This is a genomic window from Flavobacterium sp. FlaQc-49 (genome assembly GCF_044005985.1).
Lineage (GTDB): Bacteria > Bacteroidota > Bacteroidia > Flavobacteriales > Flavobacteriaceae > Flavobacterium > Flavobacterium cupriresistens.
On the sequence record NZ_JBIPCS010000005.1, the window covers coordinates 73,672 to 100,369 of the forward strand.

Genomic DNA, 26,698 nt, shown 5'->3' on the forward strand with positions numbered 1-26,698 from the left:
CTTAAAGGTAAAAGAGTCGTTACATTCATTCAATTTACCCTTCAAAACAAATACTCAGAAAGGGAGCGCGTAGCACTATTTATCTCATGCTTAATAATTATGCGCATCGAGAATTACGAAATCTTAAAGACAACTTATGTTCATATATCCAATAATCTTAGAATTACCTCTTAAATAAAAACAAGAATATTCATACTTTTAGTAACGTTAATATAAATATTATTTACAAATATAAACTCATATAAATCATATATGAATCAGTACAAACTCTTTCAAACTGCTCATCTTATATTTGTGCCAATACAAAGAAAGAGGTTTCATGAATTTTTAGTTTTTTATTAGTTTTAAGCATAACTTCTGTTATGCTTTTTTTTGACAACTATCTTAGTATTATAAGAATTATTACTTATTTATGATGCTTTATATCAAAATATTTTACATTTTTGCTGACTTTAATGAATACTTGACTTATTTTTCCAAATAATTCTCTATTCGACTAACCCCACTTTTATTATGAAAAAAAACTACTTTATTCTCTTTTTACTGTTTTCTTTAAAAATTCTGGCGCAGGATATTGATAACAAATGCGGCTTTAAGATTGAATTAAATAAAATTGACCCTGCTGTTCTTAAAATGCAGGAAATGCAATTACAGCAAAAGATAAAAGAACGCGACGAGTTTTCAAAAACCTCAAAAAACAACGCGACTGTTCTTTATCAAATTCCAATTGTGATACATATTATACATACAGGTGAAGCTTTAGGAACAGGATTAAATTTATCTGAAGAGGTGGTCCTAAACTATGTAAAAAGATTAAATCTATACTATCGCTATTTAAATGGTGATGTGAATTTTGATAAGCGTTATGGTTTAGATTCTAAAATCGAATTTGTTTTGGCAGTACGTGATCCAAAAGGAAATTGTACTAACGGTATTGAAAGATATGATTATTCAAACAACGCTACTTACGTTAGCGGCGGAATAAATGATAAGACCGGAGTACCTGATTCCCAAATTAGAGCGGCCATGCAGTGGGATCCAAAAAAATATTACAATGTTTATTTAGCAAAAGTTCCAGGAGTTAACGGTTATGCTTATTATCCCGGAACAAGCACAGACGGGGCTTTTATTAACGCAACGCTTGCCTATGATCTCAATAACAAAACAATTGCACACGAAATAGGACATGGATTAGGCCTACGTCATACTTTTGAGGGAAGTTCCGATACTACATGTCCGTCATTAGCCCCTGCTTCAGGGGATCTTTGTGAAGACACCCCGCCACATCTCGAAACAAATCAGGATTGTGATAAAAACAAAGACGAAGACATTAATGCATGTGCTCTAAATTATGTTGATTCGAGAACTGGATTATCGCTAAAAAGTAATAAATACTTTATGAATAATATAATGTCGTATTCTCCGAACTCTTGTAAATTCATGTTTACACAAGACCAAATCGACAGAATGATCGCTACATTAGAAACAACCCGAAAAGGTTTATTGGCTCAAAACGGAAATTTATCTTTAGTACCGGTACAACAAGCAGAAGTTGATTTTGTTGCAGATAAAACTATAATCTGCCCTTCTAATAATAGCGTTACACTAAGAGATGCCTCAACGTGTATCCCTAACAGCCTTTTACCAAACAGCCAATATCCGGGTATTAGTTTTCTTTGGACTGTTACAAATGGCACTACAACATTAAACTCTACGGTGCAGAATCCAAGTTTTGCTTTGACACAAGGCGGAACTTATGATGTAACATTAGCCATTACCACTTCAGCAGGAACTGTTACAAAAACAAAATCAAAGCTTATTACTATAGGCGAGACCGGAACTGCTCCGTCTTGTAAATTTGGAACGTACCAAAGCGGGAACTTTGGAGCCGCATTAAGTAAAGTAGAATTTAACACCATACAAAACACAACTCCTGTAAGTCTAAATGAACAATACTCTGATTTTAAATGTTCAAAAATTACCGAAGTTCAAACCTCTAAAAGTTACCAATTACAAGCCTCTATCTCTACTATAACAAGTCGTAATAGTTATGTTAAAGCTTGGATTGACTATAATAATGACGGGGCTTTTAATAAAAGTGAAGTCATCTTTGCCGGTAAACAAATGAGAGACCAAACCCAAACGCTACGTACTGTTTTATCGCACAATATTGTAATTCCTAATCAAGTTGTAAGTAATAAAATTTTAACGATGCGTATCGTTTACAGATCTTCTTCTGCTGATTTAGATCCTTACTCTGATGCAGCTATATCAGACTCCGGCTGTTATCCAAGTTCATCAAATGTTTTTGATGTTGAAGACTATGGTATAATAATCAAAAGTGGAACATTGGGTGTTGAAAATTTCGAAAGCGAGCTACCATCTTATGTTATCTATAAAAACAACGGTTCTTTCAGGGTTGAAGCCAATAAGATACTATTACAGGAAATCTATGTTTACGATATTACCGGTAAAGTTTTATTTCATTTCGATAAAATCAATTCAGCCCACTATGATTTACCCGTATTAAACAATCACCAGATGTATATTATTAAACTAAAAGATACAAATGGTACTGTTTATTCTAAAAAGGTCATTAATTAATTCAAGTTACCAGTTCTCTTATAACTAAAATGAAACAAGTTATAAGATTGTCTAAAAAAGTCTCACGCAGATTCTGCAGATTTTAGCAGGATGTAATAAAAAAAATCCGCAAAATCTGCAAAATATGCGTGAAAAAGCTCTTAACTTAATGACATTGAGCTAAAGCTCGAGGCTATTCAGATTGAAAAAAACAATTAGCCGGCAACTTGAATTAATTAGAATTTAGCTTTTTAGAGGTTTATCATTTAAATAAGTTATAAAACAAGAAAGCTCCTGTTCAGTCGAACAGGAGCTTTTCAAACAAATTAATCTCAATCAATTCAAAATTACAATTTTCACTTTTTACTCTTCAATTTTCACTTTTAATTTTTATCCGACAGTCCACGGGTTAACCATCCTCTTTTATTTGCTGTAACAATTGCATAAGGCGTTATCCAGAACAAACTAAAGGTGTAGAATATACTATAGGAATATGCCCATAGTGAATCAGCAAAATTGTATCTTTTGGCGTAAAATAAAACCGGAAAAGTAGACACTATCAAGATACTCAACAAAGTCGAGCTTAAAAATAACAATGGATGTGTCAGTATAAAAAACAGCATAAAAATCAGAAACGGATATGCTAAAATGATTTGCAAAGATTGGTTCACAAATAAAAGTCTTGTACCAAACTTAGATCCTTTTCTAAAATCTTTAAAAACATATTGTGCCATCATAAGATTCTCACGCACATTACTTCTGCTCCATCTGATAAACATTTTATATAAACCGGTATATTCTTCCGGTACATTTGTTAACACTAAAGCATTTCGCTGAAACAAGACATGAAGTCCTTGTTTTAGAATCATATTGGTCATTGCACGATCTTCTCCAATATCAGAAGGTTGCCCCATAAAGGTTTGATTGATCCATTCCGGAAGACATTCCAAAACAGCATCTCTGCGGTATGCCGCTGCTGCACCCGGAGTACAAAGCACCGATCCCAGACTACTTTCAGCAGAACGCATAAATTCAAAACTCATTACAAAACTTACGTTTAACATTTTAGGAAGCAATGCTTTTTTATTGTTCAAAACAAGAACATTCCCGGCAACTGCACCACATTTTTCGTCAACTATAAAAGGACTCACTAAATTTCTCAAAGTATCCTTTTTTACAATCGAATCGCTATCTACGGTTACAAAAATTTCTCCCGTACCAAGTTCAAATCCACGGTGAAGTGCATGTCGTTTTCCGGCATTTTCAGGTTGCTGAAAAATAGTCAAACGATCTCCTAACTTTATTTTTGCTTGTTGCATCCAGTACCAGGTATCATCTTTACTCCCATCATCAATAGCAAGTATTTGTAGTTTTTGCTCCGGAAAATCGCTATCAGCCAAACTTAATAAAGTATCCCAAACCAATTTTCCCTCATTATACGCAGGAACGATAACGGTACAGGTTGGCAATAAATCATCCGAAACGGACTCGATTGGTTTGTAGCGCAGGTAAAGAAATAAATTATAAGCAAAAACACCGCTTTGAAAGACAAATAAAGCAATCGCTAAAATTAAAAAAGGAAATCCCCAACTGGAATTTATTCGGTCAATTTGAAACTGATCAAAATCGGTTTGAAATTGGTGCACCATAAAAGCGCCCGTTAACATCAGTATAAAAGTACTTGCAAGGACTATTAAACCTAATGGACTTGCCTTTTCTTCACTGTTCTTGGTTGCTGTTTTACTCTTAAAACGAAAAATGGAACTGCTTACAGAATGTTCGTTATTGTTTGTATTGTCGCTTGTAGTATAAAATTGTTCTGAAATAATTGTTTCACTCTTCATATTGTACTTCTATTGATTTCTATCCTATGGCTTTTAAATAAATTTTCCCGAAAACAGGAATTCACAGTAACACATTTAGCAATGCATGTGCCATTATCCTATAAAATGGATTCTGAGGGATTTACGATAATTCAATACGATTTAGTGTGTATAAAGTTTATACACTTGTACAATGTTTATACAGGTTTTGTGTATCCGGAAGCTAAGATTACGAGTAAATACAATTGCTTTGAAGTGTTGCAACCGTCAATTCTATCAATTTTGAAAAGTACTTCAAAATGAATTTTAAAATGCTCCTGTACTAACGCAAAAAAAAGAGGAATAGTATTTACCTACTCCTCTTTTCATGCTTCATGTTTCATGTTTCATGTTCCACCTTTCACAACAAACAAGTCCCATCAAACCATCTGAAAAAAATTCAATTTCCCTGAATCACACTCCACGGTTTAATTTACTCTTTTTTTCCTTTTAGAAGTTTGCCCTCTTTAGTAAATTCAAGATCAATTTTGTTCGTTAAATCTACATCGAGGTCTTTGTGACCGTAATCAATGTGGGTTATTTTTTCGTTCGGATAGTTTTTTGCGACATAGTCTTTAACAGCTGCCGGAATAAATGCAGTCGGAATTGGCTTCTTACCTCCGTCAACCTCTCGATAGGAACCGTCTTTCCAGAACTCTACTTCGGTTCCGTCTTTCAGTATGACTTCATATCCTTTTTCACCGTGTTCCGCGTCTTTTTTGACTACTTCAACAGTGGTATAACTAAAATGTTTTTTTAGAAAATCTTGTGATGCTTCGGGAAGCTCGGTAATTTTGATTCTCTTTTGCGCGTTAGCCGATATTGCAAAACCCAGCAATACTGTGGCAAAAATGATTTTTATTTTCATGATTCAACTGTTTTAAGGTTATTGCCTTACTAATTTACTACAAGCAAAAATGTTTCCAAATCAATTTAAGAAACCTTTATCACTTATAAAATGCTTCTTTAAAAATGCTAATCTTGTATTTTTTACTTTTCTAAATGTATTTACAGCTCATTACTAACTCCATTTCCAACACGATTTCGCCTTCCTGAATACTTTCAAATAAAAATACACAGCAAATAATTCTTTTTATTTCAGTTCGTAAGTCCCGTAAACATTCACTTTTACGCTCACGTTCATTTTTTTTACATTTTTTTTATTTTTTTTGTCCAATTTTGAAAGTTCAATTGTTATTAGAGTATAAACATTTAAAAATCACACTACATGGAAACTAGAATTAACGTATTTGAAAAAGGTCAAAAAGCAATCGGAACTTTATTTGCAATTACCGGTTATTTGAAAAAATCAAGCCTCGATAGATCTCTTATGGAATTAATCGATTTTAGAATATCTCAAATTAACAATTGTGCTTATTGTTTAGACATGCACTCCAAAGAAGCATTGGCCAATGGCGAAACTACACAACGTTTATTTGGATTAAGCGCCTGGAAAGAAACTCCTTACTTTACAAAACGTGAAAGAATTGCTCTTGCCTACGCAGAAGCCGTAAATGCCTGTGATGTTCCCGATGAAATTTACAATATTGCACAAGAGGAATTTACGGAAGAAGAATTAATAGATCTTACACTTGCCATCACGACAATAAATACCTGGAACCGCATTAATATTGCTTTTGCTAATACCCCGGGAACTTACAGAGTAGGGCAATTTGGATAATTAAATTGGATTTTTTAATCCCGCAAAACACTATTTTCATCATTGGAATAAAAGCAGTGTGTAGCCCAAACTATTTTACAAACGCAAATTGACAACTTATAAAACGTACAAAAATGAATGAATTTTTATTGATTTTCAGAAGAGATTTTATAACCAAAGAGACACAGCCTTCACCCGAAGAATTGCAACAACATTTACAACAATGGCAAAACTGGTTTGGCAGCCTTGCAGCACAAGACAAATTAGCAAGACCCTTACAACGTTGGGACGGACAAGGTAAATTGGTTTCTTCTAATAAAGGAATCACCGATGGTCCCTTTGTAGAAATCAAAGAATCAATTGGAGGGTTAATTATAATCAAAGCCAAAGATTATGAGGAAGCAGCCGAAATCGCACAGGGATGTCCGGTTTTAAATTTCGGTGGAAACGTTGAAATTCGTATGGGCGTTTAAACTTTCAAATGACAACTATTAAAAATGCCTTTGTATCTTTACTTGGGCATTTTTACTTTACACTATGGAGAACAAAGAACTTATACCTCATTTATTCAGAACCGAATATCAAAAAATTGTTTCTGTTCTTTGTAACCTGTTTGGTATTCATCATATCGAAATTGCCGAAGATATCGTGAGTGATACCTTTTTGTCTGCTTCAGAAACCTGGGCTATAAAAGGAACACCTGAAAACCCGGCTGCCTGGCTCTATACCGTTGCCAAAAACAAAACCAAGAACTACTTGAAGAGAAATACCCTTTTTGAAACTAAAGTAGCCGCTGAAATAAAATACAACACCCCGCTAAACAATCCCGAAGTCGACATTGATTTATCGGATCAGAATATTGCCGACAGTCAATTGGCAATGATTTTTACAGTTTGCAATCCTTGTAATTCCAACGAAGCACAGATTGCACTGGCACTAAATCTACTGTGTGGTTTTGGAATCAATGAAATCTCTGATGCTTTCCTTTCCAATAAAGAAGTCATTTACAAAAGAATCAACCGCGCCAAAGAAAAGCTTAAAGAAGAAGATATTAAAATTCAAAACCCAAGTATTTCGGAAATAAAGGAACGAATAAGTACCGTTTTGAAAACCATTTACCTTCTTTACTCCGAAGGCTACTACTCTACTTCACAAAATACGATGTTACGCGAAGATCTGTGTGCCGAAGCCATGCGTCTTACCTATTTATTAATTAGTAACAAAAACACTAATTTACCGGAAACGAATGCTTTAATGGCTCTAATGTGTTTCCATTCTTCCCGATTTAAGGCCAGAACAACTGAAAGCGGAGAAATTATCTTATACATCGATCAGGATCAATCGCTTTGGAATCAGGAATTAATAGAGCGCGGAATGTATTTTCTGAGCCAATCTTCTACCGGGAATACCCTTTCAAAATACCATCTTGAAGCCGGAATTGCCTATTGGCATACAATTAAAGAAGATACCACCGAAAAATGGCAACATATTCTGGAATTATACAACAATCTGATTATTTTAGAATATTCTCCTATTGTCGCACTTAACAGAACCTATGCTTTATCAAAAGTAAAAAGCAAAAAAGAAGCCATTGCAGAAGCCGAGAAACTCAATTTGACCGACAATCATTTTTATTATTCTTTGCTTGGAAATCTATATGCGGATTTTGACACAAAAAAAGCCTTAAAACAATTTGAAACAGCTTTGGAGTTAGCCAGAACGACAGCGGATCAAAACGTTATTAGTAAAAATATCGAGAAATTGAACTTAAAAAACAATCCCTAATGGCCCGATGCTTATTCCTAAAATATTAAATTGCATCGCACGAATACCTTAATCTTTTTCTTTAACAACGAAAAGATCGTTAAAAGGATAGGTAATAAAATAAACTTTACTTCCATATTCTGATTTTTTCTTAAACCTGAAAATGATGACATACGATTCTCCCTCAGAAACATCAGGGGGAACTTTAACTGAAAAATGAGTATAGGATTCATTTACTACACCGGAAGTAGTAAAAGCAGAATTTAATCTTCTATTGTTACTACAGGCAAACTCAACACCTTCCAACACTAAAGACTCCGGTTCAACATTCTTATTATCGGAAGACACCAATCTAATTATTGTCCCAATCGGGCCTTCTGATGGTGCAAACGAAATGATTTCAAATACTTCCATATATACTGTCCTTATTTTTTGTACTCCATAAAAACTACACGCGATTAAAATAACAACCAAACCCTCAGTAAAATAGATTTAAATCGATATTTGAGTGTTTTCATCTTATATTTGAAAAATACTTTTCGGTTTTGCGAATTGGCAAGATTTTTACTTCCACAAAACTTTTGGACTTGAACCCTATTCGAAAAAAAAATAGAATTCTACTAAAACCAAATTACCTATTTGAGCGTATTTGTAAGAAAGGATACTCTTGAATGAGGTGAATTCAAATGAATAATACGTTTTTTGGAGCTATTGAACTTTACCTCATTCCTGATTATTCGCCATTAAACAAGGTAACAGGTGGAAAAAATAAACATTCAAACATTAAAAGAATCTTTAAAATATCTGGAAAGCAAACAGCGTCAATTAAACCGACTGCACGAAACAGATACCCGAAGTCTCGAATCAATAATAAAATATACTAAAAAGGATATGATAGAGCGGTTCAACTTATTGGATTTTGACTCTTACATCAAACAGGAAATCGAAAATACGGACACTTTCATCAGTATCGTAAAAAACATTATAGAGACCAACTCCTAGGGGGGTGTTTAAGATCTGACCAAAAACACAAAATGTGAAATAAAAAAACGCCTCAAAAATTGAGGCGTTTTTAAGGTATTTTAAAGGCATTAGTCAAATTATGCTTTCGCTTTTCTTTTCACGGTACAACCAATTTCTTTCGTTTCTGTTATAGTTGGCTTTTGATTCTTTTGTAAGGCCGAAATTACGTCTTCGACATACTTTGTTTTTTCTGCTTTGTCCCCTTCAGGGTCATTGTCAATCGCACCGGTATATTCTACGAAAGTCCCCTTTGCGCTTTTAGACACTACAAAAAGATGTGGTGTATGTTTGGCACCATATTGATCGGTTACCAACTGTCCTTTATCAAATAAATAAGGGAAAGCGTATTTTTTATCTTTAGCCAAATCCTGCATTTTATCAAACGTATCAGCTTTTGATGCTTCCGGATCATTTGGATTAATGGCAATTACAGGATATCCTTCGGGTTTAAATTTTTTGTCCAGGTCAATTATTCGTTGTTCATATGCTTTGGCGTACGGACAGGTATTGCAGGTAAAAACCACAATAAAGCCTTTTGCTTTTGGAAAACTTTCAAAAGAAACGTCTTTATTATCTACATTTTTAAGTTTAAAATCCGGTGCCGTCTCTCCGGCCTTTAAAGTTTTGCTTTGCGCCTGAGAAAGAAAGGCAGTCAAAAACAACATAATAGTGATGTACTTTTTCATGATTTATAGTTTTTTATACTCGGTTAATAATTGTTCGTAGGTAAGTTCACTTTCAGTGAATTTTCGTTTCTCCTTCTTAATAAATAGTGTTGCCGGAATACTCCCCGACCACGATGGTTCTATACGATCGATATATTCCTGTGGATTGCTTTCGTTGAGAAGAAAAACCTCATTTTTCATCTTTTTTCTTTTTACAAAAGGAATGACTGCCGAACTCAATTTCGATTTAAAATCCACACTAATCAACAATACAACCAGTTTTTCTGATTGATACTCCTGACTTAGTTTTTCAAAATGCGGCAATTCTTTAATACAGGGTGCACACCAGGTCGCCCAGAAATTCACCACATAGGTACTGTCATTTCCTTTTTTGATTCTTTCCTGAAGCTGATCAACCGTAATGAGTTTGACTTGCTGACCGTAAAACGTTGCTGAATACGTCAGTAAAAAAGCGAAAATTATAAAAATGCTTATTTTCTTCATCTAAATACCTAATTGGGTTTCTTTTATACTATTTGGATTCTCTGTAACAAATATAAATATTATATCTAACCTGTTGAGCATAATTTTTAACACATAGAAACATAGATTTAGAGTTGTTCTTTTCCCAGAGTTTTTAAGAAAATTACATTTTTTTCACATAGTCTTAATGTAATTTATTTTAAGTGAAACGTCTTTTTTGCGGCTTTGTTAGCTATGTCTCTATGTGTTAAAAAATCGCACCCAACAGATCATCCCCACTACCTAAATCACTCCTAAACGCAATATTTTGAGCCCGCCAGAAGCCTTATTATAATCTTGAAATAACCCGTTGATCATATTTTTTTTTAACACATAGAAACATAGATTTAGAGTTATTCTTTTTCCAGAGTTTTAAGAAAATTACAATTTTTTTCACATAGTCTTATGTGATTTATGTTAAGTGAAACGTCTTTTTTTGGGCTTTGTTAGCTATGTCTCTATGTGTTAAAAAATCGCACCCGACAGATCACCCCTACTACTTAATCACTCTTAAATGCCGTGTTTTAAGCCCAACAGAAGCCTTATTACGATCTTGACATCAAAATATACCTCAAGTAAATTTTAAGCTGTTATATTACAGAATAAGCTTTATTTTTGCACCAAATAAAAACTGCAAATGAATTTGTCCGAGCTTATCGTAAATGATACTGAAAAAATTGCGTTGAAAGATCTCTTTTTTAGCCCCGAGAATAAAGCTGCCTTAGCGCAGACGATCAAAGAGCATCACTATCTGGAGGAATTAAAAAAATACAATCTTAAAGTGGATCATAAAATACTGCTTTACGGTCATTCGGGCTGCGGTAAAACCACGACTGCAAAAGCAATTGCGACGGCTTTGGGAAAAAACATTGTTATTTTAAATCTTAGTACTCTAATAAATGCCCGTATTGGCGAGACATCCAAAAATGTAAAAGCCTTATTTGACAAGGCGATTCGCGAAAAAGCAGTGCTGTTTTTGGACGAATTTGATCAAATCGGGAAAAGTCGCGATAGCGAAGACAAAGACGTCGGAGAAATGAGACGTCTCGTAAATACCATCATTCAGTTAATTGATTACTTTCCTGCAGACAGTTTACTGATTTGTGCCACCAATCATTACCACAGTATTGACACTGCTTTATTGAGAAGATTTCAGTTGCAATTGAAATTTGAAATGCCTCACGAAAACGAACTTGATCGTTATTACGATACGATCTTAGAAACTTTCCCCGTTCAATTCCGGGATATTCCACGAAAATATCAGATTTCTTATGCTGAGGCCAAAGACTACATTCATACGCTGATGAAAAAGCAAATTATTGCAGCATTAGAGCTTGCTCACAAAAAAGACAGGGTTTAGAACCATTAAGCTAAACCCAGCCCTGTTTTAGACTTTGTTATCTCTGAGTCTATGTGTTAAAAAAATGCGTCCAAGGGGCTATTTATTCCTTCCGGATCAGATAAATCAATATCTCTTCTTCCAGTTCTTTTGATAAGTTTTCAAACTCCAACTGGTTGCGAAAATCCTTTTCAAATTTCTTTCTGTACTTCTCTGTTTTGATTCTGCTCTTCGAATACTCATCACAGATTGTTTTAAATTTATCATCTACCAAATACAAAATCTTAAGCGATTCAATGTATTCAGCAAATTTTGTATTGTACAATTCGTTGGGAAGGGACATATTTCTCTTTTTAAATAAAACAATAAATTAAAAAAATAAGCAGCTGTTTAATGAAATCGCTTTTTAATAATCAATTGTTACTATTGTTTTGATACCTACTAAATTAACAAGAAGTATTAAACAATAACTTGCAAAGAGGTTTCATTCTATAAAATGAAACATGAACATCCTAGATAATACGGTTTTGAAACACATAAAAATTAAAAAAGTCTTTCTCTTTGAACTAATTTTGAGCTTTTATTGAATCAATTCTAAGAGTTGTGAGGAAGTAAAATCTCGCAAAGTCGCAAAATCGCAAAGTTTTAATAAAGAAGTAAAAAAACCTTTAAAGCCCTTATCATTTCGAGAAAACTAAAATGAGAAATTAGAAAACAAAATAGTAAAGCTTAAAAAATAAGAAGAAAAATTTGGCGTCTTTGTGTCTTTGCGAGACCCTCAACGCGAAAATTTGGAAAATGCCCCTTTGAAAATCGATGGCAAAAAAAGTATAAGATCTGCTACTTCTAACAAAAGAGAAATTCTACAACTTTTGAACTTGATTCACTTTATTCTAAAACTTTTTCTATCTTGACGTAACAAAATTTCATAACACTGACTCATTAAAAAACAGAAAAAGACATCCTGCCCCAACCAATTCTAAAGCAAAAACCAATGACAACAGATATCATCGAATTAAACGACTTTATTGTTTTGATTGAACAATCCAACGCAACAAAAACATTTGTTCAGAAATGTGAAATTGATGGTGACGCTGTAGGATTTGCCTTTTATGGTTCAGGCAATGTTGAACTGGAAATAAAACACAACAATCAAACGAAATACTTAACCAACACCACGGGTTTGGCCATTTGCTTTTTTGGAAATCAGAAAGTAGAATTTGCGCATAAAATTGAACCCGATAAACCTTTACAGTCGATCAGCATCTTTACTAAACTAAAAAATCTGCCCTCTTTACCACAAGCAGAAAAAGAAGTTTTTGAAAAATACCTGCCTCAATTGCTCAACCCTCAGGAGCATTTTGTAAAAGGCCCGTCTTTTTATATGACCTTGGACATGCAACTGGCCGTTCAGAAAATTTTCAATACCAATTATACCGACAATACCCGATTGTTATTCCTGAAAAGTCAGATCAACGAACTATTAGCGCACTTTTTCGGACTATTAGCAAGTGATCAAAAACAAGCCTTTTCGGATAAGGACAAAGACAAAATTTTTCAGGCAAAAGAAATCGTTACACACAATTACTCTCAACCTCCTTCTATAACACAACTATCTAAAATGGTTGGACTTAACAGTAACAAGTTAAAAAAGAACTTTAAGGAAATATTCGGCATTCCGGTATTCAAATTTGTTCAGGAAGAACGACTAAACAAAGCTTATGAGCTGTTACAAAACAAGGACAAAACGGTTCAGGAAGCCGCTTGGGAAGTGGGTTACGAAAGCATCAGTTCTTTCTCGAATGCCTTTTATAAAAAATTTGCAACCCGCCCGAATGATGTAAAGCAAAAGTACTTTTCAAACAAATTATAATTCTTTTGCAACAAATGATTTAGCCTTAAACCGGGCACCTTTGTATCAGTATTCACTTAAAAAATATTGATATGAGCAAAAAGAAAATTTTAGTACTTGGTGCTAACGGAAAAACCGGACGAAGAGTTGTAGAACGTTTACAACACCTAAACGATATAGAAATCATCATAGGATCGCGTACTGCGGAGCATCCTTTTGATTGGGAGAATCCTGAAACCTGGCCAGCAGTTGTTGAAGGGGTTCATTCGGTTTACATCACTTTTCAACCCGATCTGGCTGTTCCCTCCGCTCCGGAAATTATCACCGAATTTACACGTCTTGCGAATAAATTTGGCGTTGAAAAAATGGTTCTCTTATCCGGAAGAGGCGAAAAAGAAGCACAGGTATGCGAAGAAATAGTACAATCTACTGCAAAAAACTGGACTATTATAAGAGCGAGCTGGTTCAATCAAAACTTTAGCGAAAGCTTCTTTTTAGAGCCCATTTTAGCCGGTTTTGTCGCCTTACCCCGAGCAGAGGCTCTCGAACCTTTTACCGACGCTGATGATATTGCCGATGTCGTTACAGCATGTCTTTTAAATAACAAACACAACAGTCAAACCTATGAACTTACCGGACCAAGATTGTTAACCTTCCCCGAAGCCGTTAAAGAAATTGCCAAAGCAACAGACCGAGACATTCAATTTCAATCTTTAACTCTGGAAGAATACACGCAGCAACTACGGGAATATCAAGTTCCGGAAGACCACATCTGGCTGATCAACTACCTTTTTGAACACGTATTGGACGGCAGAAATTCAAGCATCACCAACGACATCGAAAAAGTACTGAACCGCAAAGCCACCGATTTCAGTGCTTATGCAAAAGAGATCGCAAAAACCGGAATTTGGAATGCTGTAAATGTCTAAAATCACGATGATGGCTTATTCAAAAATTCTGCTGCCCGGTATTTTTGTGTGGATTTGTGTTAGTCTGTCCTTTTCACTTTTAGGCCTAATTCCGATAGTGAAAGATTACTTTAACCTGCAAGCCCTAATAGTAATGATGCTGATTGTTTTATATGCTATAATCGGAGCTTCTTTTCACTATAAAAACAGTTCAAAAATACACGGTTTAACTCTTGGTTTAATTATGTCCGTCACAGCATTATCATTGGATGTTTTAATTACGGTTCCTTTGGTCGAAATTCCAAACGGAAGAACCTATCAAAGTTTTTTCACAAGTCCGATTCTTTGGCTATTGGCTTGCATAAATTCGATAACCGTTTATGGTTATTGGAAGGTAAAAATTAAAGCTAAAAAACACTCTTTTTAACACAAAATTTAATGACAAAATGGCAAAAACTCCAATTTATCACAATTGGAGTTTTCTGTATAAAAGTACAAACAATTAATTCAAATAAAGAAACATAATAAACTGAATTACAATATAATTAACTCAATTCCTACAAAATATAATTTCAGTAAAAAAGCAAGTCTTACACCTCTAAAAAAGCCTCTTTTTATTTCAAAACCGCTATGGCGTTTAAATTTTAATTTTCTAACCAAAACTTTCTCTTAAATCGCAACTGATTTTAACGAAAGTTCCTCAAAAAAAATTAAATTTGAGCCCTTAATTCATTCCCAAATTTTATGATGCAAAAAAGAAGTTTTACGCGTTTTCTGAGTTTATTGACGTTGTTGTTTTTTACCACACTTACCTACTCGCAAACTCCGGCTAAAAAAACAGAAGGCCGTTCTAAATTATTTGAAGAAACCGCAACCGACAGCGATTATCTAATGGCAATTGAAAAAGCCAGCACGGTGATGGAAACAGCATACAACGATGCCGATTTTGACGGAGCCAGTCATCACCTTTTTGGAGAGATTAAAGGAACCCAAAGCAAACTGGATTTAATTTTAGAAAGTCTCAAAGACGCCAATCCAAATGTACGCAACCAACAAATGTATCGGGTTGTTTTAAAAGAAATCCAACAACAATTGGACGAACAGAATGACGCCATCAACTTGCGCAATAAAAATCTTGAAAAAATCAAAGACCGATTTATCGAATTGCGTAAAGACAAAACATTAATAGGGCTTTTAAAAGATACGATCCGTCGTAAAAATTTTAAGAATGAATTTGCCAATCTTAGAAAAAAATACAAGAATACCGACAGTCTGATGACTAAAAACCAAGGCGTATTAAACAAATACAAAAGGCTGACGGTACAAAGAAAAATTGCCGTTTCTAATGCGCTTATCGCCGTAGAAAGCAAACTTGAAAAAACCGGAATCAGTATCCTTAAAAAAGAATATCCTTTTTTATGGAATGTAACCGATTCTGTACCCAAAAAGAAAGTAGCCCAGACCATCAAATCAAAAATAATTGTCGAAGAACATGTCGCAATCTACTATCTGGGTTATTGTGCCGGTGGCTTATTTACCTTAGCTTTTTTCATAGGTTTATTGGGTTGGTACATCTCTCGCAATATAAAATACCTGAAAAGCAACGGTCATGCCGAGAACTTGTCTCTTTTTAATTTTAAATACCTCAACAGAGGCATTCTGATTCCTATAGCCGTAATAGGCCTTAACATTGCCGTGGTGAGCAATCTGTATGCTCCGGCTTTATTTATTGAAATACTTCAGCTTATTCTGCTCGGAATTCTTACGATCCTCTTTAAAAATAAGTGGTCTACAAATGCGATGAGAAACTGGACCTTTCTTTTGGGACTGTTTTTTGCCCTCTGTTTCCTCGATTTATTTATCAGCGTCGGGTTATTGCAACGTTGTTGCTTTATTATCATAAACCTATGTGGAATACGCTATGGACTGGTTCAGATCAAAAGTGTGAAAGACGAATTGTACATTAAAGGGTTCTTTAAATGGGCCAGTATTCTTTTTGTTGGATTTAATGGTTTATCGATACTTTACAATATTTTCGGACGTGTTTCGCTTTCAAATATGCTAAGTTTAACGGCTTTTATTTCCCTTACTCAAATTATCGCACTAAGTGTTCTTTTGAAAATAATCTTAGAAGTTATTATTCTACAAATCTACACGACCAGGGTTAAGCGTGGAATTGAGAAGATTTTCGATCACGAAAGTTTATCAGATACTTTAAAAAAGCCCTTTATTATAATTATCAGTTATATGTGGTTGGTTGTGATTGCTTCTAATTTGAATATCTGGGAATCACTTCGGGCTTCGTTCGGATCGCTGCTTAGTCATCCTAATGCCATTGGTAGCATTACCTTTACCTTAGGCAACATTTTATTGTTTTTTATCATTATCTGGGTTGCACATTTGCTGCAAAAATACGTCGCTTACTTTTTTGGAGAGATTGATGATGAAAACGAAGAAAACATCAACAAAAGGCAACATTCCAGATTACTGATCACCCGACTTGTTGTTTTAATTGTGGGATATCTACTGGCGGTAGCAGCTTCAGGAATGCCTTTAGACAAGTTAAGCATTCTTTTAGGTGCTTTAGGTGTAGGAGTCGGACTTGGATTGCAAAACATCGTTAGTAACTTCGTTTCGGGTATTATTCTGATCTTCGATAAACCGATACAGATTGGAGATGTAGTTGATATCAGCTCTGAATCAGGCCGCGTAAAATCTATGGGATTGCGTACCACAAAAATTAATGCCTCAAATGGAGCCGAGATCATTATTCCAAACGGAAACTTATTGTCTCAAAACATCACCAACTGGACGTACACGGACAATTTTAAGTTGGTCGAGGTTTCTATTGAAATTACAGGAGATAGTTCACCAGAAGCCATTAATAGCATCATAAACGAATCCCTGCAAACGATTCCTTTGGTTAACGACACAAAACCTTCGCAAATTTATTACACCGCCATTTCTGAAGGGAAATTTAAAATCCAGATTAAATTCTGGTGCAGCATTTACAAAACCGAGGAAACTGTCAGCAATGCCCGTCAGGTATTGTTTAGTAACTTTAAAGCAAAAGGTCTGACTTTTTCAGCCTAAAATCAGTTCTGATTCAAAAAAACCAAAAGCCGTCAAGTATCCATTTGACGGCTTTTAATTTATATTCTATTGGACTTAAAATTTCTCAGCAAATTCTTTTGCAAAATCCTCCAATTTGATTTTTCCATCCACAGAGAAATTTCCTTTTATAAAATCTTCTGTAATTTTACCGCTTCGCAAACCTGAACCCATTTCGGTATACAAACCGGCAATTTCTTCGGGCAATCCCGCCTGTATCATCCCCTGCAAAGATTGTTTATCCGTAAACTCAACCCAAGGTAAATCGGTTTTGTCAATGGCTAATCCTATTGCTTTTGCGATTTCACCTGGAGTTCGTACATCGCTAATGATATAACGGATATTTTTACCTGTAACTTCTTTTAACAACTCTTCCGCCACTGCGGTTGCAATGTCTTCGGGATGTACTAACGGCATTTTAATACCAACAGGATAATTAGCGCCCATAATTCCGGCACCTTTAATCATCGGGACATCATTGTACAAATTGGTATAGAAAAATCCGGCACGCAGAAAAGTAACTGCTGCACTTTCTAATTTATTGTAAACTGCCTCTATATGATGAAGTCCTGCAATTGGCCCTGTTCCACCTGCTAAATCTGCACCGATACTGCTAAGCATTACTACACGCTTAATATTTGCGGTTTGTATTGCTTTCGCGAAAGCTTCTCCGGCCTCAACGGTATTAGAAATCACATTTTTCCCTCCTAAATTGGGTGGTGTCATTGCAAAAATAGCGTCCGCTCCGATAAAAGTATCAGCCAAAAAAGTAGCATCACTAACCGAACCAATAGCCGCTTTTGCCCCTATTTTTTCAATTGCTTCTTTTTTATCGGCATTACTGCTGATAACCGTTACATCATGTCCGGCAGCTACCAGTTTGTTTGCCAATGGCTTTCCTATGTTTCCTAAAGAACCTGAAAGTATAATTTTCATCTTTAATTTGTTTTAAATTTATAAAAACAAAGGTATATTTGTACTTACTTTTATACAAGTACTTACCCTAAAGTATGTATCATGACAGCAATCAAAGAAGCCTCAACAATACAGGAAAACAAACAATACGCATTAGACACCTGTCCTGTGACTTATGTAATGGAAAAAATTGGCGGATACTGGAAACCCATAATCCTTTACCATTTATCAACCAGTAATAAGCGCTACAGCGAATTAAAAAGAGCCATCCCGGCCATAACCGAAAAGATGCTTATTCAGCACCTGAAACAACTGGAAGCCGATGGTTTGGTAATCAGAGAAGCCAAACCGGTTGTACCTCCGTTTGTAACCTATAAATTAAGCAATGCCGGAAATGGTTTGATTCCTGTAATTCATGCCATGGCAGAATGGGCTTTTAAAGAAAAGGATGGGGTTTATAAAAAGTAATAAGATTCGTTGAAAAAAATCTCAATACTAAATTGCAAAACCTTACCTATGATTTACAACAAGATCGTCGTACTTTTATTACCCAATAAGAACTTAATACAATCACTATGGAAAATCAGGATAAAATTAGAAAAGTAGCCATTGTTGGATATAACAGAATTCCGTTTGCCAGGGCCAATACTTTCTATTCGGATGTAAGTAATTTACAAATGATGACGGCTACACTTGATGGTCTTATCGAGAAATACAAACTGCAAGGTCAATTGCTTGGAGAAGTGGTTGGTGGTGCTGTAATCAAACATACAGCAGATAATAATCTAATACGAGAGTGTGTGATGAAGACTGCTCTTGATCCTGCAACACCTGCCTGTGATTTGCAACAAGCTTGCGATACAGGAATTGAAAGCGCCATCTACATCGCCAACAAAATTGCCCTTGGACAAATAGAATCCGGAATTGCTTGTGGTGTCGATTCGATCAGCGACATGCCAATTGCGGTGAGCGAAAAGCTCAGAAAAATATTGCTCCAGGCAAGAAAAGCAAAATCATTAGGGGAAAAAATCAAGTTGTTTCTGAAAATCCGACCAAAGGATCTGACGCCTTTAGTACCAAAAAACGAAGAATCACAAACCGGACTTTCTATGGGTGGACACACAGAAATTACGGCTAAATATTACCAAATCACAAGAGAAGATCAGGACAAACTGGCCTTACAAAGTCATCTGAATATGGCAAAAGCTTATGACGAAGGCTTTTTTGCTGATATGATTAGTCCTTTTAACGGACTTGACAGAGACAATAATTTAAGAAAAGACAGCACACTGGAAAAACTCTCCAAATTAGCTCCTGCTTTTGATAAAATCAATGGAACACTTACGGCAGGTAACTCTACTCCGCTTACTGATGGTGCTTCGAGTATACTCTTGGCCAGTGAAGAATGGGCAAAAGAACACGGCTTACCGATTTTGGCTTACATCACCCACGCAGAAGTAGCTGCTATTGAATATGTCAAAAACCAACAAAATTTATTGTTAGCCCCTTTATTTGCTGCATCGCGAATGTTGGAGAAAGCCAATCTTTCTTTGCAGGATTTTGATTATTATGAAATTCACGAAGCTTTTGCTGCTCAGGTTTTAGCCACACTCAAAATTTGGGAGAGCCCCGAACTTAGCAAGGAAATTGGTCTTAAAAAACATCTAGGTGCCATAGACCGAAGCAAACTTAATGTAAAAGGAAGCAGTCTGGCCGCCGCTCACCCGTTTGCAGCTACGGGAGGAAGAATAATTGGTGTAATGACCAAATTACTAAACGAAAAAGGCTCCGGAAGAGGGTTCATTTCTATTTGTGCCGCAGGCGGACAAGGAATTACAATGATTTTAGAGAAGTAGTTCTAGCTCTAGCTCAAAGTTGAAAAGGTTCTGAGGTACTAAGGTACTAAGGTACTGAGATTTGGCTAAAGCCTTTTATATCCTTCTTTTATACCTCCAGCTGAAGCTGGAGGCTATTGACGCCTCATTACCTCATTACCTCATTACCTCATTATCTCATTATCTCATTACCTCATTATCTCATTACCTTAGTACCTCAGCAACTCTGAAGCTCTTTAATGCGAGAAACCAAATGAAATACTCAGTACAATTATTCCAATAACGATTGTGGTAATGACAACATATAAATAATCTTTCTCTAAAAAGAATGAAAACAATGACAATAACACCCTGAATACCGGCGTCAGGAAAAGCAATACAATCCCCAGAAATATTATCGATTCTCCCCTTCCCTGAATTACACCTTGGTATACTGCGGTAATTACTTCGAAAATATTTCGGTCATTTTCTTTAAAAACAGAATAGTCTTCAAGCTCGTTGCCGTGATGCAACAGATATACAATACCTCCAATAAATGCTACGGATAACGAAGTCCAAACCCCATAACGCAATAAATTACCTATAATAGTCTGAAAATCTTTTTCTCCAAATTTTTCCTGTGTCATAGTCTTAGATTTTTCCATTAAGTCCACTGTAGATCATGTTTAAGGCCAGTACAAAAATAAGACAAGCAAAAAAGATACGTAGTTTTTTAGGATCTGTTTTCACCAGAATTTTAGCTCCCGCCATGGCTCCGAACAGTACTCCTATAACAACTGGCATACAGATTCCAGGTTCGATATATCCTTTTTGAATGTAAATAACAGAACTTGCCATTGCGGTTACGCCCATCATAAAATTGCTAGTTGTGGTAGATACTTTAAATGGAACCCTCATGATATTGTCCATTGCAATTACTTTAAAGGCGCCTGAACCAATTCCTAATAGCCCTGACATCATTCCGGCGATTCCCATCATGCTGAATCCTCCCAATACATTTTTTGTTCCGTAAGTCACCAACTCTCCATTGTGCGTAGGATAGCTTCCTTCTAATTTTAACTTTTTGGCTAATGGACTTGATTCCAAAACAATATGTTCTGTCTTTTTTCTTAATGAATTTATGGCAGAGAAAATTAAGGTCAGTCCAAATAAGACTGCAATAAAAGAAGTTGGCGCAATTGTAGAGAGTAATGCTCCACAAACCGCTCCGATTGTGGTTGCGATTTCAAGAAAAATCCCTAAACGCATGTTGGTGATCCCTTCTTTTACATAAGCAGCAGCCGAACCCGATGAAGTGGCAATTACAGAAACCAAAGCAGCACCGATGGCATAATGAATATCGACTCCAAGAACAATCGTCAAAAGGGGTATGATAATGATCCCACCGCCTAATCCCGATAAAGAACCTATAAAACCAGCTAAAAATGCACCCAGAATCATAATCAGGGTAAATGTAAGTACTGTCATTTGGATTTATTTATTTGACAGCTAATTTACAAATACAATTCTGCTATTGGAATATTATATTTTATGACAAACAGACAGAAACCACTTTTAAGACCATAAAACATTAAGTACCAATAAATTAACACTAAACTTAAAAAGACCTTAAAAATTCTATTCCTTAAAAATGGTTTACTTTTTACACACCACTGAGTATTTTTAGGTCATAACCGTAAATCTCAAATTGCATTATTTGTATCCTGTTTTAAAACAATCCAACTACAGCTGCTCTAAAGAAGGGTCTACGTTTTATCAATTCCTTTTCAAAAACATCTTATTACAGTCATTGTATTACGCTAATTTCCGGTTTAGCTGTTATATCCAAAACAGTAACCGTTTTTCGCTGAAAATTATGTAATTAGAAATCTAAATTCTATAAAGTAAAAACGGTTTATGGCCTTAATTTTGATACATACAACCTATTGAGGTTAATTTTTAAATCAAAAGCGTTATGGTAGAAAAGAATTATGATCCTGACAACGATCATTGTCCGGAAAAAGACACCGTAGAAAATCTTCATAAATCGAAGCTAAATAATGGTAATACTCAGACTGTAGAAGAATTTATAAATGATCATCCAAATTTTTCTAAAGACAAAGAGAAAGAATCCGGGCAAAAAAAGGATACGGATCGCACAAGAGATTAATATCCTAAAAAGAAGATTTACTAAAAAGAACTAATAAAAAAGCTATACCCCTTTATAATTACAGGTTTATAGCTTAAAACCGAATCTGAATTGATTTTCAGATTTTAAAAATGTCTAATTAAAAAAACAAAACAGAATATGGCAAATTTCATTAATCCATTACTAGCAGGAAATACCCCTTTATTAGAAGATAACACATCGAAAATCTCTGTCAAACAATTGATTTGTGCCGGAGTAGGTTCGCTTTTAGTTGGTGCAGCTTTAAAGAAAACCGGACATGACAAAGCAGGGGCTTTTATTGCAGGTCTGGCTATACCAATGCTGACATCTGCTTGTTATAAAAAAATCAAGGAAAAAAAATCAGAGAATTTTAATAAGAGTACCGACATTACCGGAAATTATTATTAATCCGCCATCCCCAATAAAGAAAGCACTTCCGTAATAAGAAGTGCTTTTTTTATGCCCTTGTTTCACCAAAGTCCATCAAACTATTTTTTTCTGTTTTTGGACTGACAATCTTCTTTGTATTTATTAAATATATGATCTGTTACTGGTCTTAATTGTTTACCATTTATGGGGTTCCACCCGTCTATATTAAAGAAATCAACTTTACTATTAATTTTTCCGTACCAGATAATCGGCTGGCCATTCTTAAGATACGTTGTTGTATCGCAAACTTCAATTTTCTTTAGCTCAAACTGCTGCTCTTCAAAAGATTTGATACTATTAAACCCTACTAAACTTTTTACTTCCTGAACGCAATCTACTTTTTCATAATGATCTCCTGTCCATTGCATGCACTGCTTCTTAGGATATAAATAATAACTTATTAAAAACCCTAAACAGAAAACTATTAAAATTCCTGCTATCGTCAATTTTACTTTGTTGTTAAATCGTTCTCTAATACTTTTTCCAGATGGTACAGTATTAACTGAATTATCTTTGGATAAAACTTGCTTTCCATTTTGATCTTCAGCTTCTTCCGCTTTTTCTACTTCTTCCGCTTTTTCTACTTCTAAAATAAATTGCTCTGATCCATTCAGATCTTCAATTGTTTTATTTTCTTCACTTATCCCTTTATTATCTTCAAAATTTCTGAAAGGACGCGGTTTAAAATCAACTAAAATAGCTGCCATTTCTATTCTAGGTCCATTCTCTGTATTTCCACCTTGCAAGAAAGAGATAATAGGCTTTAACTTTCCAGTGTTACAGTTTTCAATGGCTCTTTTCAATGGAAAACTTTCCCTGGTTTCGAAAAATATTTCCATAATTTCCGTATCAATTTTCCCCACACCTTTTTCAAAAATTCGAAAATAAAAATTTCTAATCTCAGCTGGTTTTGGATTAGACAAAATACCGGACACATCCTCTGCAGTAGCAATTTTATACTTAGCTCTAATTGCTCTTTTATAATCTTCAATAGTAATGTTGCTCATAAGTTTCTGCGGAATTATTAGAAAAACTGGAATGATCGGAAATATAAGAATCTTCTATAAATTCAAAAGTAAAACTGCCATTCCTTTGTCCTCAGATTAGTTATCGATTTGATCTGCAGGTCAAAAACAAATGTACAAAACTAGTTCAATTAAAGAGTGCGGAAAACCGTAAGACGGACTTTATCCGGGAAGTATAAATAAAATCATACTGTTCTACGCACTCCACTTCCCAACCTCAATTGGTATTGCTTTAACAAGATCCGGACAGAATCCGGACGGCCATACCCATGTCATTTTTTAAAATTTAATATCATGAAAAAATTAATATACTTGGGAACATTTGCACTATTGACTACTACATTATTTTCTTGCACAGCTGACGACTATGAAACAGCCGACAAAAAAACAGATCTAAAAAAAGAAAGTCTGAAATATGAAACACAAGCAACTGATGAAGGTCCCGGAGATGAGCCGATTCCAATCAAGCCACCAAAAAAATAATAAGTTAAAGTAGTTCGTTTACTATTAATTACTAAATTCGGGGAAAGTAACTTTCATGCTACGATCCCCGTTTTTTTGTTTATTTATTTTTATACTTTTCCTTTCCTGTAAAGAAAAAACAACCGTTTCAATACAACCGGACTCTCGTAAAAAAGAAGCTCATTCTTTGCGGGAAAAAGCACTGAATTACCTTGATAACAAAAAATTCAATAGTGCATTTTACTACTTCAATAAATCAAAAATACTTTTTGAGTCCATAAAAGACAGCTCTAATATTACTTATAATCTTGTTATGATGGCGTCTATTCAACAAATAAACGGCGATTATTATGGTAGTAAAGAGACATTGACAGAGGCTTTACCGTTTATTAGAAAAGACTATAATTATTCGGCTTCAATTAATAATTATTTCGGAATTGCTGATAAGGAACTTTCTTTATACGATGATGCTGTTTATTATTATAAGGAAGCTTTAAAAAATGCTTCGGGAAAAGTAATACAGCAAGCCCCGTTAAACAATATTGCAGTTGTTTACATTAAACAGAAAAAATACGACCGCGCAATAACTGTACTGGAATCCATCTTAGACACAAAAGTCCTGGAAGATTCTAAATTTATAAAAGGAAAAGCCAGAGTTCTTGACAATCTGGGATACGCCTATTTTAAAAAAGGAGTCAATGACAAAGGGCTTCAACTAATGAATAAAAGTCTGGAACTCCGAAAACAAATCGATGATTCTTATGGGAGTATTGAAAGTTACCTTCATTTAGCGGAATATTTTGCTGAAACTGATCGTCAAAAATCTAATCAATATGCCCAAAGTGCTTATGCGATAGCGACAAAATTTAATAGTATTGATGAGCGTCTCAAAGCTTTATCCTTACTAATAACAAATGACTCCGATACAAAATATGCTCAAAAGTATATTACATTAAACGATAGTATCATCAAGATCCGAAACAACTTTAAAAATAAGTTTGCCAAAATCAAATACGATTCCAAAAAAGAAAAAGACGAAAACCAGAAACTTCGTTTAGAAAAAGCAGAGGATTTAGTGTCCTTACAAAAAGCAGAATATCAAAAATTTGTACTCCTGATCATTTTTGCTCTTCTCATACCACTTGTGATCGTATACAGAAGGTACTATCTGAACAAACACAGAATAGAAAAAATTCAGACTTCTTATGATACAGAGAAACGAATTTCGAAAAAAATCCATGACGAATTAGCGAATGATGTCTTTCATGCCATCACTTTTGCAGAAACACAACCTTTAGCTACAGCAAACACCAAAGAAAATCTACTTCAAAAATTAGACGATATTTATGCCCGTGTGAGAGGGATTTCGAGAGAAAATAATGATATCGACACAGGTGCAAATTATTCGGTAACCTTAAAAGAGATGCTCTCTACTTATAACAGCAGTACCACAAACGTCATCGTAAACAATATCGAAAAAATAAACTGGGAAGCGGTTGACGAAATTAAAAAAGTTACTATTTATCGCGTTTTACAGGAATTGATGGTCAATATGAAAAAACACAGTCAGGCCCCTGTGGTAATGGTAAAATTTGACAGTACCGCAAAAGCACTGCTTATTGATTATGTGGATAAGGGAAAAGGATGCACAAAAGAAAAAATCATCAAAAATGGTTTGCAGAATATGGAAAACCGTATTATGACTATAAAAGGAACTATTATTTTTGACACTGAACCTGACAATGGATTCAGAGTTAAAATATCAACGCCAAAATAAACTTTATATGTTTAAAAAAGTAATAATTGCTGAGGATTTGGATAGCATCAATTTAGGAATAGAGCAAGCCCTTGATGATTTAGGCATTATCAATTATCAACATGCTAAATATTGTGATGATGCTTTTCTAAAAGTACGAAAAGCGGTTCAGGACAACGAACCTTATGATTTACTAATTAGCGATTTGTCTTTCAAAACCGATCATCGCGAAGTAAAAATTGCCAATGGTGATGAACTCATACAGGAGGTTCGCAATTTACAACCTCACATTAAGATCATTGCCTACTCTGTCGAAGACAAAGGCTATCGCATAAAATCACTTTTTGATAAATCCGGAATCGATGGTTTTGTATTAAAAGGCAGAAATAGCATTGAAGAGTTAAAGAAAGCAATTCATTTAGTGCTGTCCAACCAACAGTACATTTCGCCGGATATTGCTTCTGCAATTAAGGAAAATAACAATTACGAAATAGATGATTTTGATGTGTTAATCATAAAACATTTGTCTTTGGGAACCCCACAAGATGATTTTACTGAAACTTTTAAAGAATTGGGGATAAAGCCAAACAGCAAAAGCACCATCGAAAAAAGAATCTCAAAACTAAAGGACTTTTTTAAGGCTAATAATACGATTCATCTGGTTTCTATTGCCAAAGATATGGGGATTATTTAAGTCTTTTAATAGTCCGCACCATCATTTATCAAGCTCCTTCGGGGGCTTTTTTTATGGTTCGATTTTAAATTCTTATGGTTTACGGTTTTCCATAAAATACTGGTTTCTATTGGGTTTACATTTGAATAATTAAAAAATCAAACT

27 protein-coding genes are annotated in these 26,698 nt (G+C 34.8%); 17 read left to right on the top strand and 10 right to left on the bottom strand.

Features of this window, described 5'->3' with window-relative positions:
- Window positions 1–513 precede the first annotated feature (513 nt).
- Window positions 514–2,604 carry a M43 family zinc metalloprotease gene (locus ACHRV3_RS12305; RefSeq protein ID WP_395434888.1) on the top strand — a complete coding sequence of 697 codons (2,091 nt, stop codon included), beginning with the start codon at window positions 514–516 and terminating at the stop codon, window positions 2,602–2,604.
- 362 nt (window positions 2,605–2,966) lie between these two features.
- On the opposite strand, the gene ACHRV3_RS12310 is transcribed toward ACHRV3_RS12305, so the two are convergent.
- Both ACHRV3_RS12310 and ACHRV3_RS12315 read right to left on the bottom strand, forming a co-directional pair.
- Complete coding sequence (locus ACHRV3_RS12310) at window positions 2,967–4,427, bottom strand: glycosyltransferase (protein ID WP_395434889.1); 1,461 nt, start codon at window positions 4,425–4,427, stop codon at window positions 2,967–2,969.
- A gap of 451 nt (window positions 4,428–4,878) precedes the next feature.
- Window positions 4,879–5,313 carry a PepSY-like domain-containing protein gene (locus tag ACHRV3_RS12315; protein WP_230001784.1) on the bottom strand — a complete coding sequence of 145 codons (435 nt, stop codon included), beginning with the start codon at window positions 5,311–5,313 and terminating at the stop codon, window positions 4,879–4,881.
- Window positions 5,314–5,673: 360 nt separating this feature from the next.
- On the opposite strand from ACHRV3_RS12315, the gene ACHRV3_RS12320 reads away from it, so the two are divergent.
- From ACHRV3_RS12320 to ACHRV3_RS12330, 3 genes are all read left to right on the top strand, one after another.
- Window positions 5,674–6,126 (top strand): carboxymuconolactone decarboxylase family protein, encoded by a 453-nt coding sequence (locus ACHRV3_RS12320; RefSeq protein ID WP_230001783.1) that lies wholly within the window; start codon window positions 5,674–5,676, stop codon window positions 6,124–6,126.
- A 113-nt stretch (window positions 6,127–6,239) separates the two neighbouring features.
- Complete coding sequence (locus ACHRV3_RS12325) at window positions 6,240–6,578, top strand: YciI family protein (RefSeq protein ID WP_047776481.1); 339 nt, start codon at window positions 6,240–6,242, stop codon at window positions 6,576–6,578.
- Window positions 6,579–6,642: 64 nt separating this feature from the next.
- The gene (locus tag ACHRV3_RS12330; protein WP_395434890.1) at window positions 6,643–7,890 is read left to right on the top strand and encodes an RNA polymerase sigma factor; all 1,248 of its coding nucleotides are present in this window, start codon (window positions 6,643–6,645) and stop codon (window positions 7,888–7,890) included.
- A gap of 48 nt (window positions 7,891–7,938) precedes the next feature.
- On the opposite strand, the gene ACHRV3_RS12335 is transcribed toward ACHRV3_RS12330, so the two are convergent.
- A complete protein-coding gene (locus tag ACHRV3_RS12335) occupies window positions 7,939–8,283 on the bottom strand; it encodes a hypothetical protein (RefSeq protein ID WP_047776477.1) in 345 nt (114 codons plus the stop codon).
- A gap of 345 nt (window positions 8,284–8,628) precedes the next feature.
- Here ACHRV3_RS12335 and ACHRV3_RS12340 point away from each other — a divergent pair, with 345 nt between their 5' ends.
- Complete coding sequence (locus ACHRV3_RS12340) at window positions 8,629–8,871, top strand: hypothetical protein (RefSeq protein WP_395434891.1); 243 nt, start codon at window positions 8,629–8,631, stop codon at window positions 8,869–8,871.
- Window positions 8,872–8,969: 98 nt separating this feature from the next.
- Here ACHRV3_RS12340 and ACHRV3_RS12345 read toward each other — a convergent pair whose 3' ends face one another.
- Both ACHRV3_RS12345 and ACHRV3_RS12350 read right to left on the bottom strand, forming a co-directional pair.
- Entirely contained in the window at window positions 8,970–9,578 is a 609-nt protein-coding gene (locus ACHRV3_RS12345; RefSeq protein ID WP_047776475.1) for a thioredoxin family protein, read from the bottom strand.
- A gap of 3 nt (window positions 9,579–9,581) precedes the next feature.
- On the bottom strand, window positions 9,582–10,061 hold the full coding sequence (locus tag ACHRV3_RS12350) for a TlpA family protein disulfide reductase (RefSeq protein WP_395434892.1): 480 nt from the start codon (window positions 10,059–10,061) through the stop codon (window positions 9,582–9,584).
- Between the two features lie 655 nt (window positions 10,062–10,716).
- Here ACHRV3_RS12350 and ACHRV3_RS12355 point away from each other — a divergent pair.
- The gene (locus ACHRV3_RS12355; RefSeq protein WP_395434893.1) at window positions 10,717–11,439 is read left to right on the top strand and encodes an AAA family ATPase; all 723 of its coding nucleotides are present in this window, start codon (window positions 10,717–10,719) and stop codon (window positions 11,437–11,439) included.
- A gap of 82 nt (window positions 11,440–11,521) precedes the next feature.
- Here ACHRV3_RS12355 and ACHRV3_RS12360 read toward each other — a convergent pair whose 3' ends face one another.
- Window positions 11,522–11,761 (bottom strand): hypothetical protein, encoded by a 240-nt coding sequence (locus ACHRV3_RS12360; RefSeq protein WP_047776469.1) that lies wholly within the window; start codon window positions 11,759–11,761, stop codon window positions 11,522–11,524.
- Between the two features lie 651 nt (window positions 11,762–12,412).
- Between ACHRV3_RS12360 and ACHRV3_RS12365 the strand changes: the two genes are divergently transcribed.
- The 4 genes from ACHRV3_RS12365 to ACHRV3_RS12380 all read left to right on the top strand — a co-directional run bounded on the left by ACHRV3_RS12365 (window position 12,413) and on the right by ACHRV3_RS12380 (window position 17,271).
- On the top strand, window positions 12,413–13,291 hold the full coding sequence (locus tag ACHRV3_RS12365; protein WP_395434895.1) for a helix-turn-helix domain-containing protein: 879 nt from the start codon (window positions 12,413–12,415) through the stop codon (window positions 13,289–13,291).
- A 71-nt stretch (window positions 13,292–13,362) separates the two neighbouring features.
- The gene (locus ACHRV3_RS12370; protein WP_395434896.1) at window positions 13,363–14,199 is read left to right on the top strand and encodes an NmrA family transcriptional regulator; all 837 of its coding nucleotides are present in this window, start codon (window positions 13,363–13,365) and stop codon (window positions 14,197–14,199) included.
- On the top strand, window positions 14,192–14,605 hold the full coding sequence (locus tag ACHRV3_RS12375; protein WP_395434897.1) for a DUF5367 family protein: 414 nt from the start codon (window positions 14,192–14,194) through the stop codon (window positions 14,603–14,605). The genes ACHRV3_RS12370 and ACHRV3_RS12375 overlap by 8 nt, the downstream gene beginning before the upstream one ends.
- Before the next feature lie 317 nt (window positions 14,606–14,922).
- On the top strand, window positions 14,923–17,271 hold the full coding sequence (locus tag ACHRV3_RS12380) for a mechanosensitive ion channel domain-containing protein (protein WP_395434898.1): 2,349 nt from the start codon (window positions 14,923–14,925) through the stop codon (window positions 17,269–17,271).
- A gap of 75 nt (window positions 17,272–17,346) precedes the next feature.
- On the opposite strand, the gene ACHRV3_RS12385 is transcribed toward ACHRV3_RS12380, so the two are convergent.
- Window positions 17,347–18,225: an NAD(P)H-binding protein gene (locus ACHRV3_RS12385; protein WP_395434899.1), complete on the bottom strand. Its 879-nt coding sequence runs from the start codon at window positions 18,223–18,225 to the stop codon at window positions 17,347–17,349.
- Window positions 18,226–18,306: 81 nt separating this feature from the next.
- Here ACHRV3_RS12385 and ACHRV3_RS12390 point away from each other — a divergent pair, with 81 nt between their 5' ends.
- Window positions 18,307–18,672 carry a helix-turn-helix domain-containing protein gene (locus ACHRV3_RS12390; protein ID WP_305070177.1) on the top strand — a complete coding sequence of 122 codons (366 nt, stop codon included), beginning with the start codon at window positions 18,307–18,309 and terminating at the stop codon, window positions 18,670–18,672.
- A 107-nt stretch (window positions 18,673–18,779) separates the two neighbouring features.
- The gene (locus tag ACHRV3_RS12395; protein WP_395434900.1) at window positions 18,780–20,060 is read left to right on the top strand and encodes an acetyl-CoA C-acetyltransferase; all 1,281 of its coding nucleotides are present in this window, start codon (window positions 18,780–18,782) and stop codon (window positions 20,058–20,060) included.
- 215 nt (window positions 20,061–20,275) lie between these two features.
- Here the strand turns inward: ACHRV3_RS12395 and ACHRV3_RS12400 are convergent, their stop codons facing one another.
- Window positions 20,276–20,665: a DUF1634 domain-containing protein gene (locus tag ACHRV3_RS12400; RefSeq protein ID WP_047776596.1), complete on the bottom strand. Its 390-nt coding sequence runs from the start codon at window positions 20,663–20,665 to the stop codon at window positions 20,276–20,278.
- A gap of 4 nt (window positions 20,666–20,669) precedes the next feature.
- A complete protein-coding gene (locus ACHRV3_RS12405) occupies window positions 20,670–21,506 on the bottom strand; it encodes a sulfite exporter TauE/SafE family protein (RefSeq protein WP_395434901.1) in 837 nt (278 codons plus the stop codon).
- A 487-nt stretch (window positions 21,507–21,993) separates the two neighbouring features.
- Between ACHRV3_RS12405 and ACHRV3_RS12410 the strand changes: the two genes are divergently transcribed.
- Both ACHRV3_RS12410 and ACHRV3_RS12415 read left to right on the top strand, forming a co-directional pair.
- Entirely contained in the window at window positions 21,994–22,188 is a 195-nt protein-coding gene (locus ACHRV3_RS12410; RefSeq protein WP_230001771.1) for a hypothetical protein, read from the top strand.
- A 138-nt stretch (window positions 22,189–22,326) separates the two neighbouring features.
- Entirely contained in the window at window positions 22,327–22,596 is a 270-nt protein-coding gene (locus ACHRV3_RS12415) for a hypothetical protein (RefSeq protein ID WP_047776456.1), read from the top strand.
- 80 nt (window positions 22,597–22,676) lie between these two features.
- Here ACHRV3_RS12415 and ACHRV3_RS12420 read toward each other — a convergent pair whose 3' ends face one another.
- Window positions 22,677–23,624 (bottom strand): hypothetical protein, encoded by a 948-nt coding sequence (locus ACHRV3_RS12420; RefSeq protein ID WP_395434902.1) that lies wholly within the window; start codon window positions 23,622–23,624, stop codon window positions 22,677–22,679.
- Between the two features lie 312 nt (window positions 23,625–23,936).
- Here ACHRV3_RS12420 and ACHRV3_RS12425 point away from each other — a divergent pair, with 312 nt between their 5' ends.
- From ACHRV3_RS12425 to ACHRV3_RS12435, 3 genes are read left to right on the top strand one after another with little or no spacing between them, the layout of a single operon-like run.
- Window positions 23,937–24,125 carry a hypothetical protein gene (locus ACHRV3_RS12425; protein ID WP_395434903.1) on the top strand — a complete coding sequence of 63 codons (189 nt, stop codon included), beginning with the start codon at window positions 23,937–23,939 and terminating at the stop codon, window positions 24,123–24,125.
- A 55-nt stretch (window positions 24,126–24,180) separates the two neighbouring features.
- A complete protein-coding gene (locus ACHRV3_RS12430; RefSeq protein WP_395434904.1) occupies window positions 24,181–25,881 on the top strand; it encodes an ATP-binding protein in 1,701 nt (566 codons plus the stop codon).
- A 7-nt stretch (window positions 25,882–25,888) separates the two neighbouring features.
- Window positions 25,889–26,554: a response regulator gene (locus ACHRV3_RS12435; RefSeq protein WP_230001766.1), complete on the top strand. Its 666-nt coding sequence runs from the start codon at window positions 25,889–25,891 to the stop codon at window positions 26,552–26,554.
- Window positions 26,555–26,698: the final 144 nt, after the last annotated feature.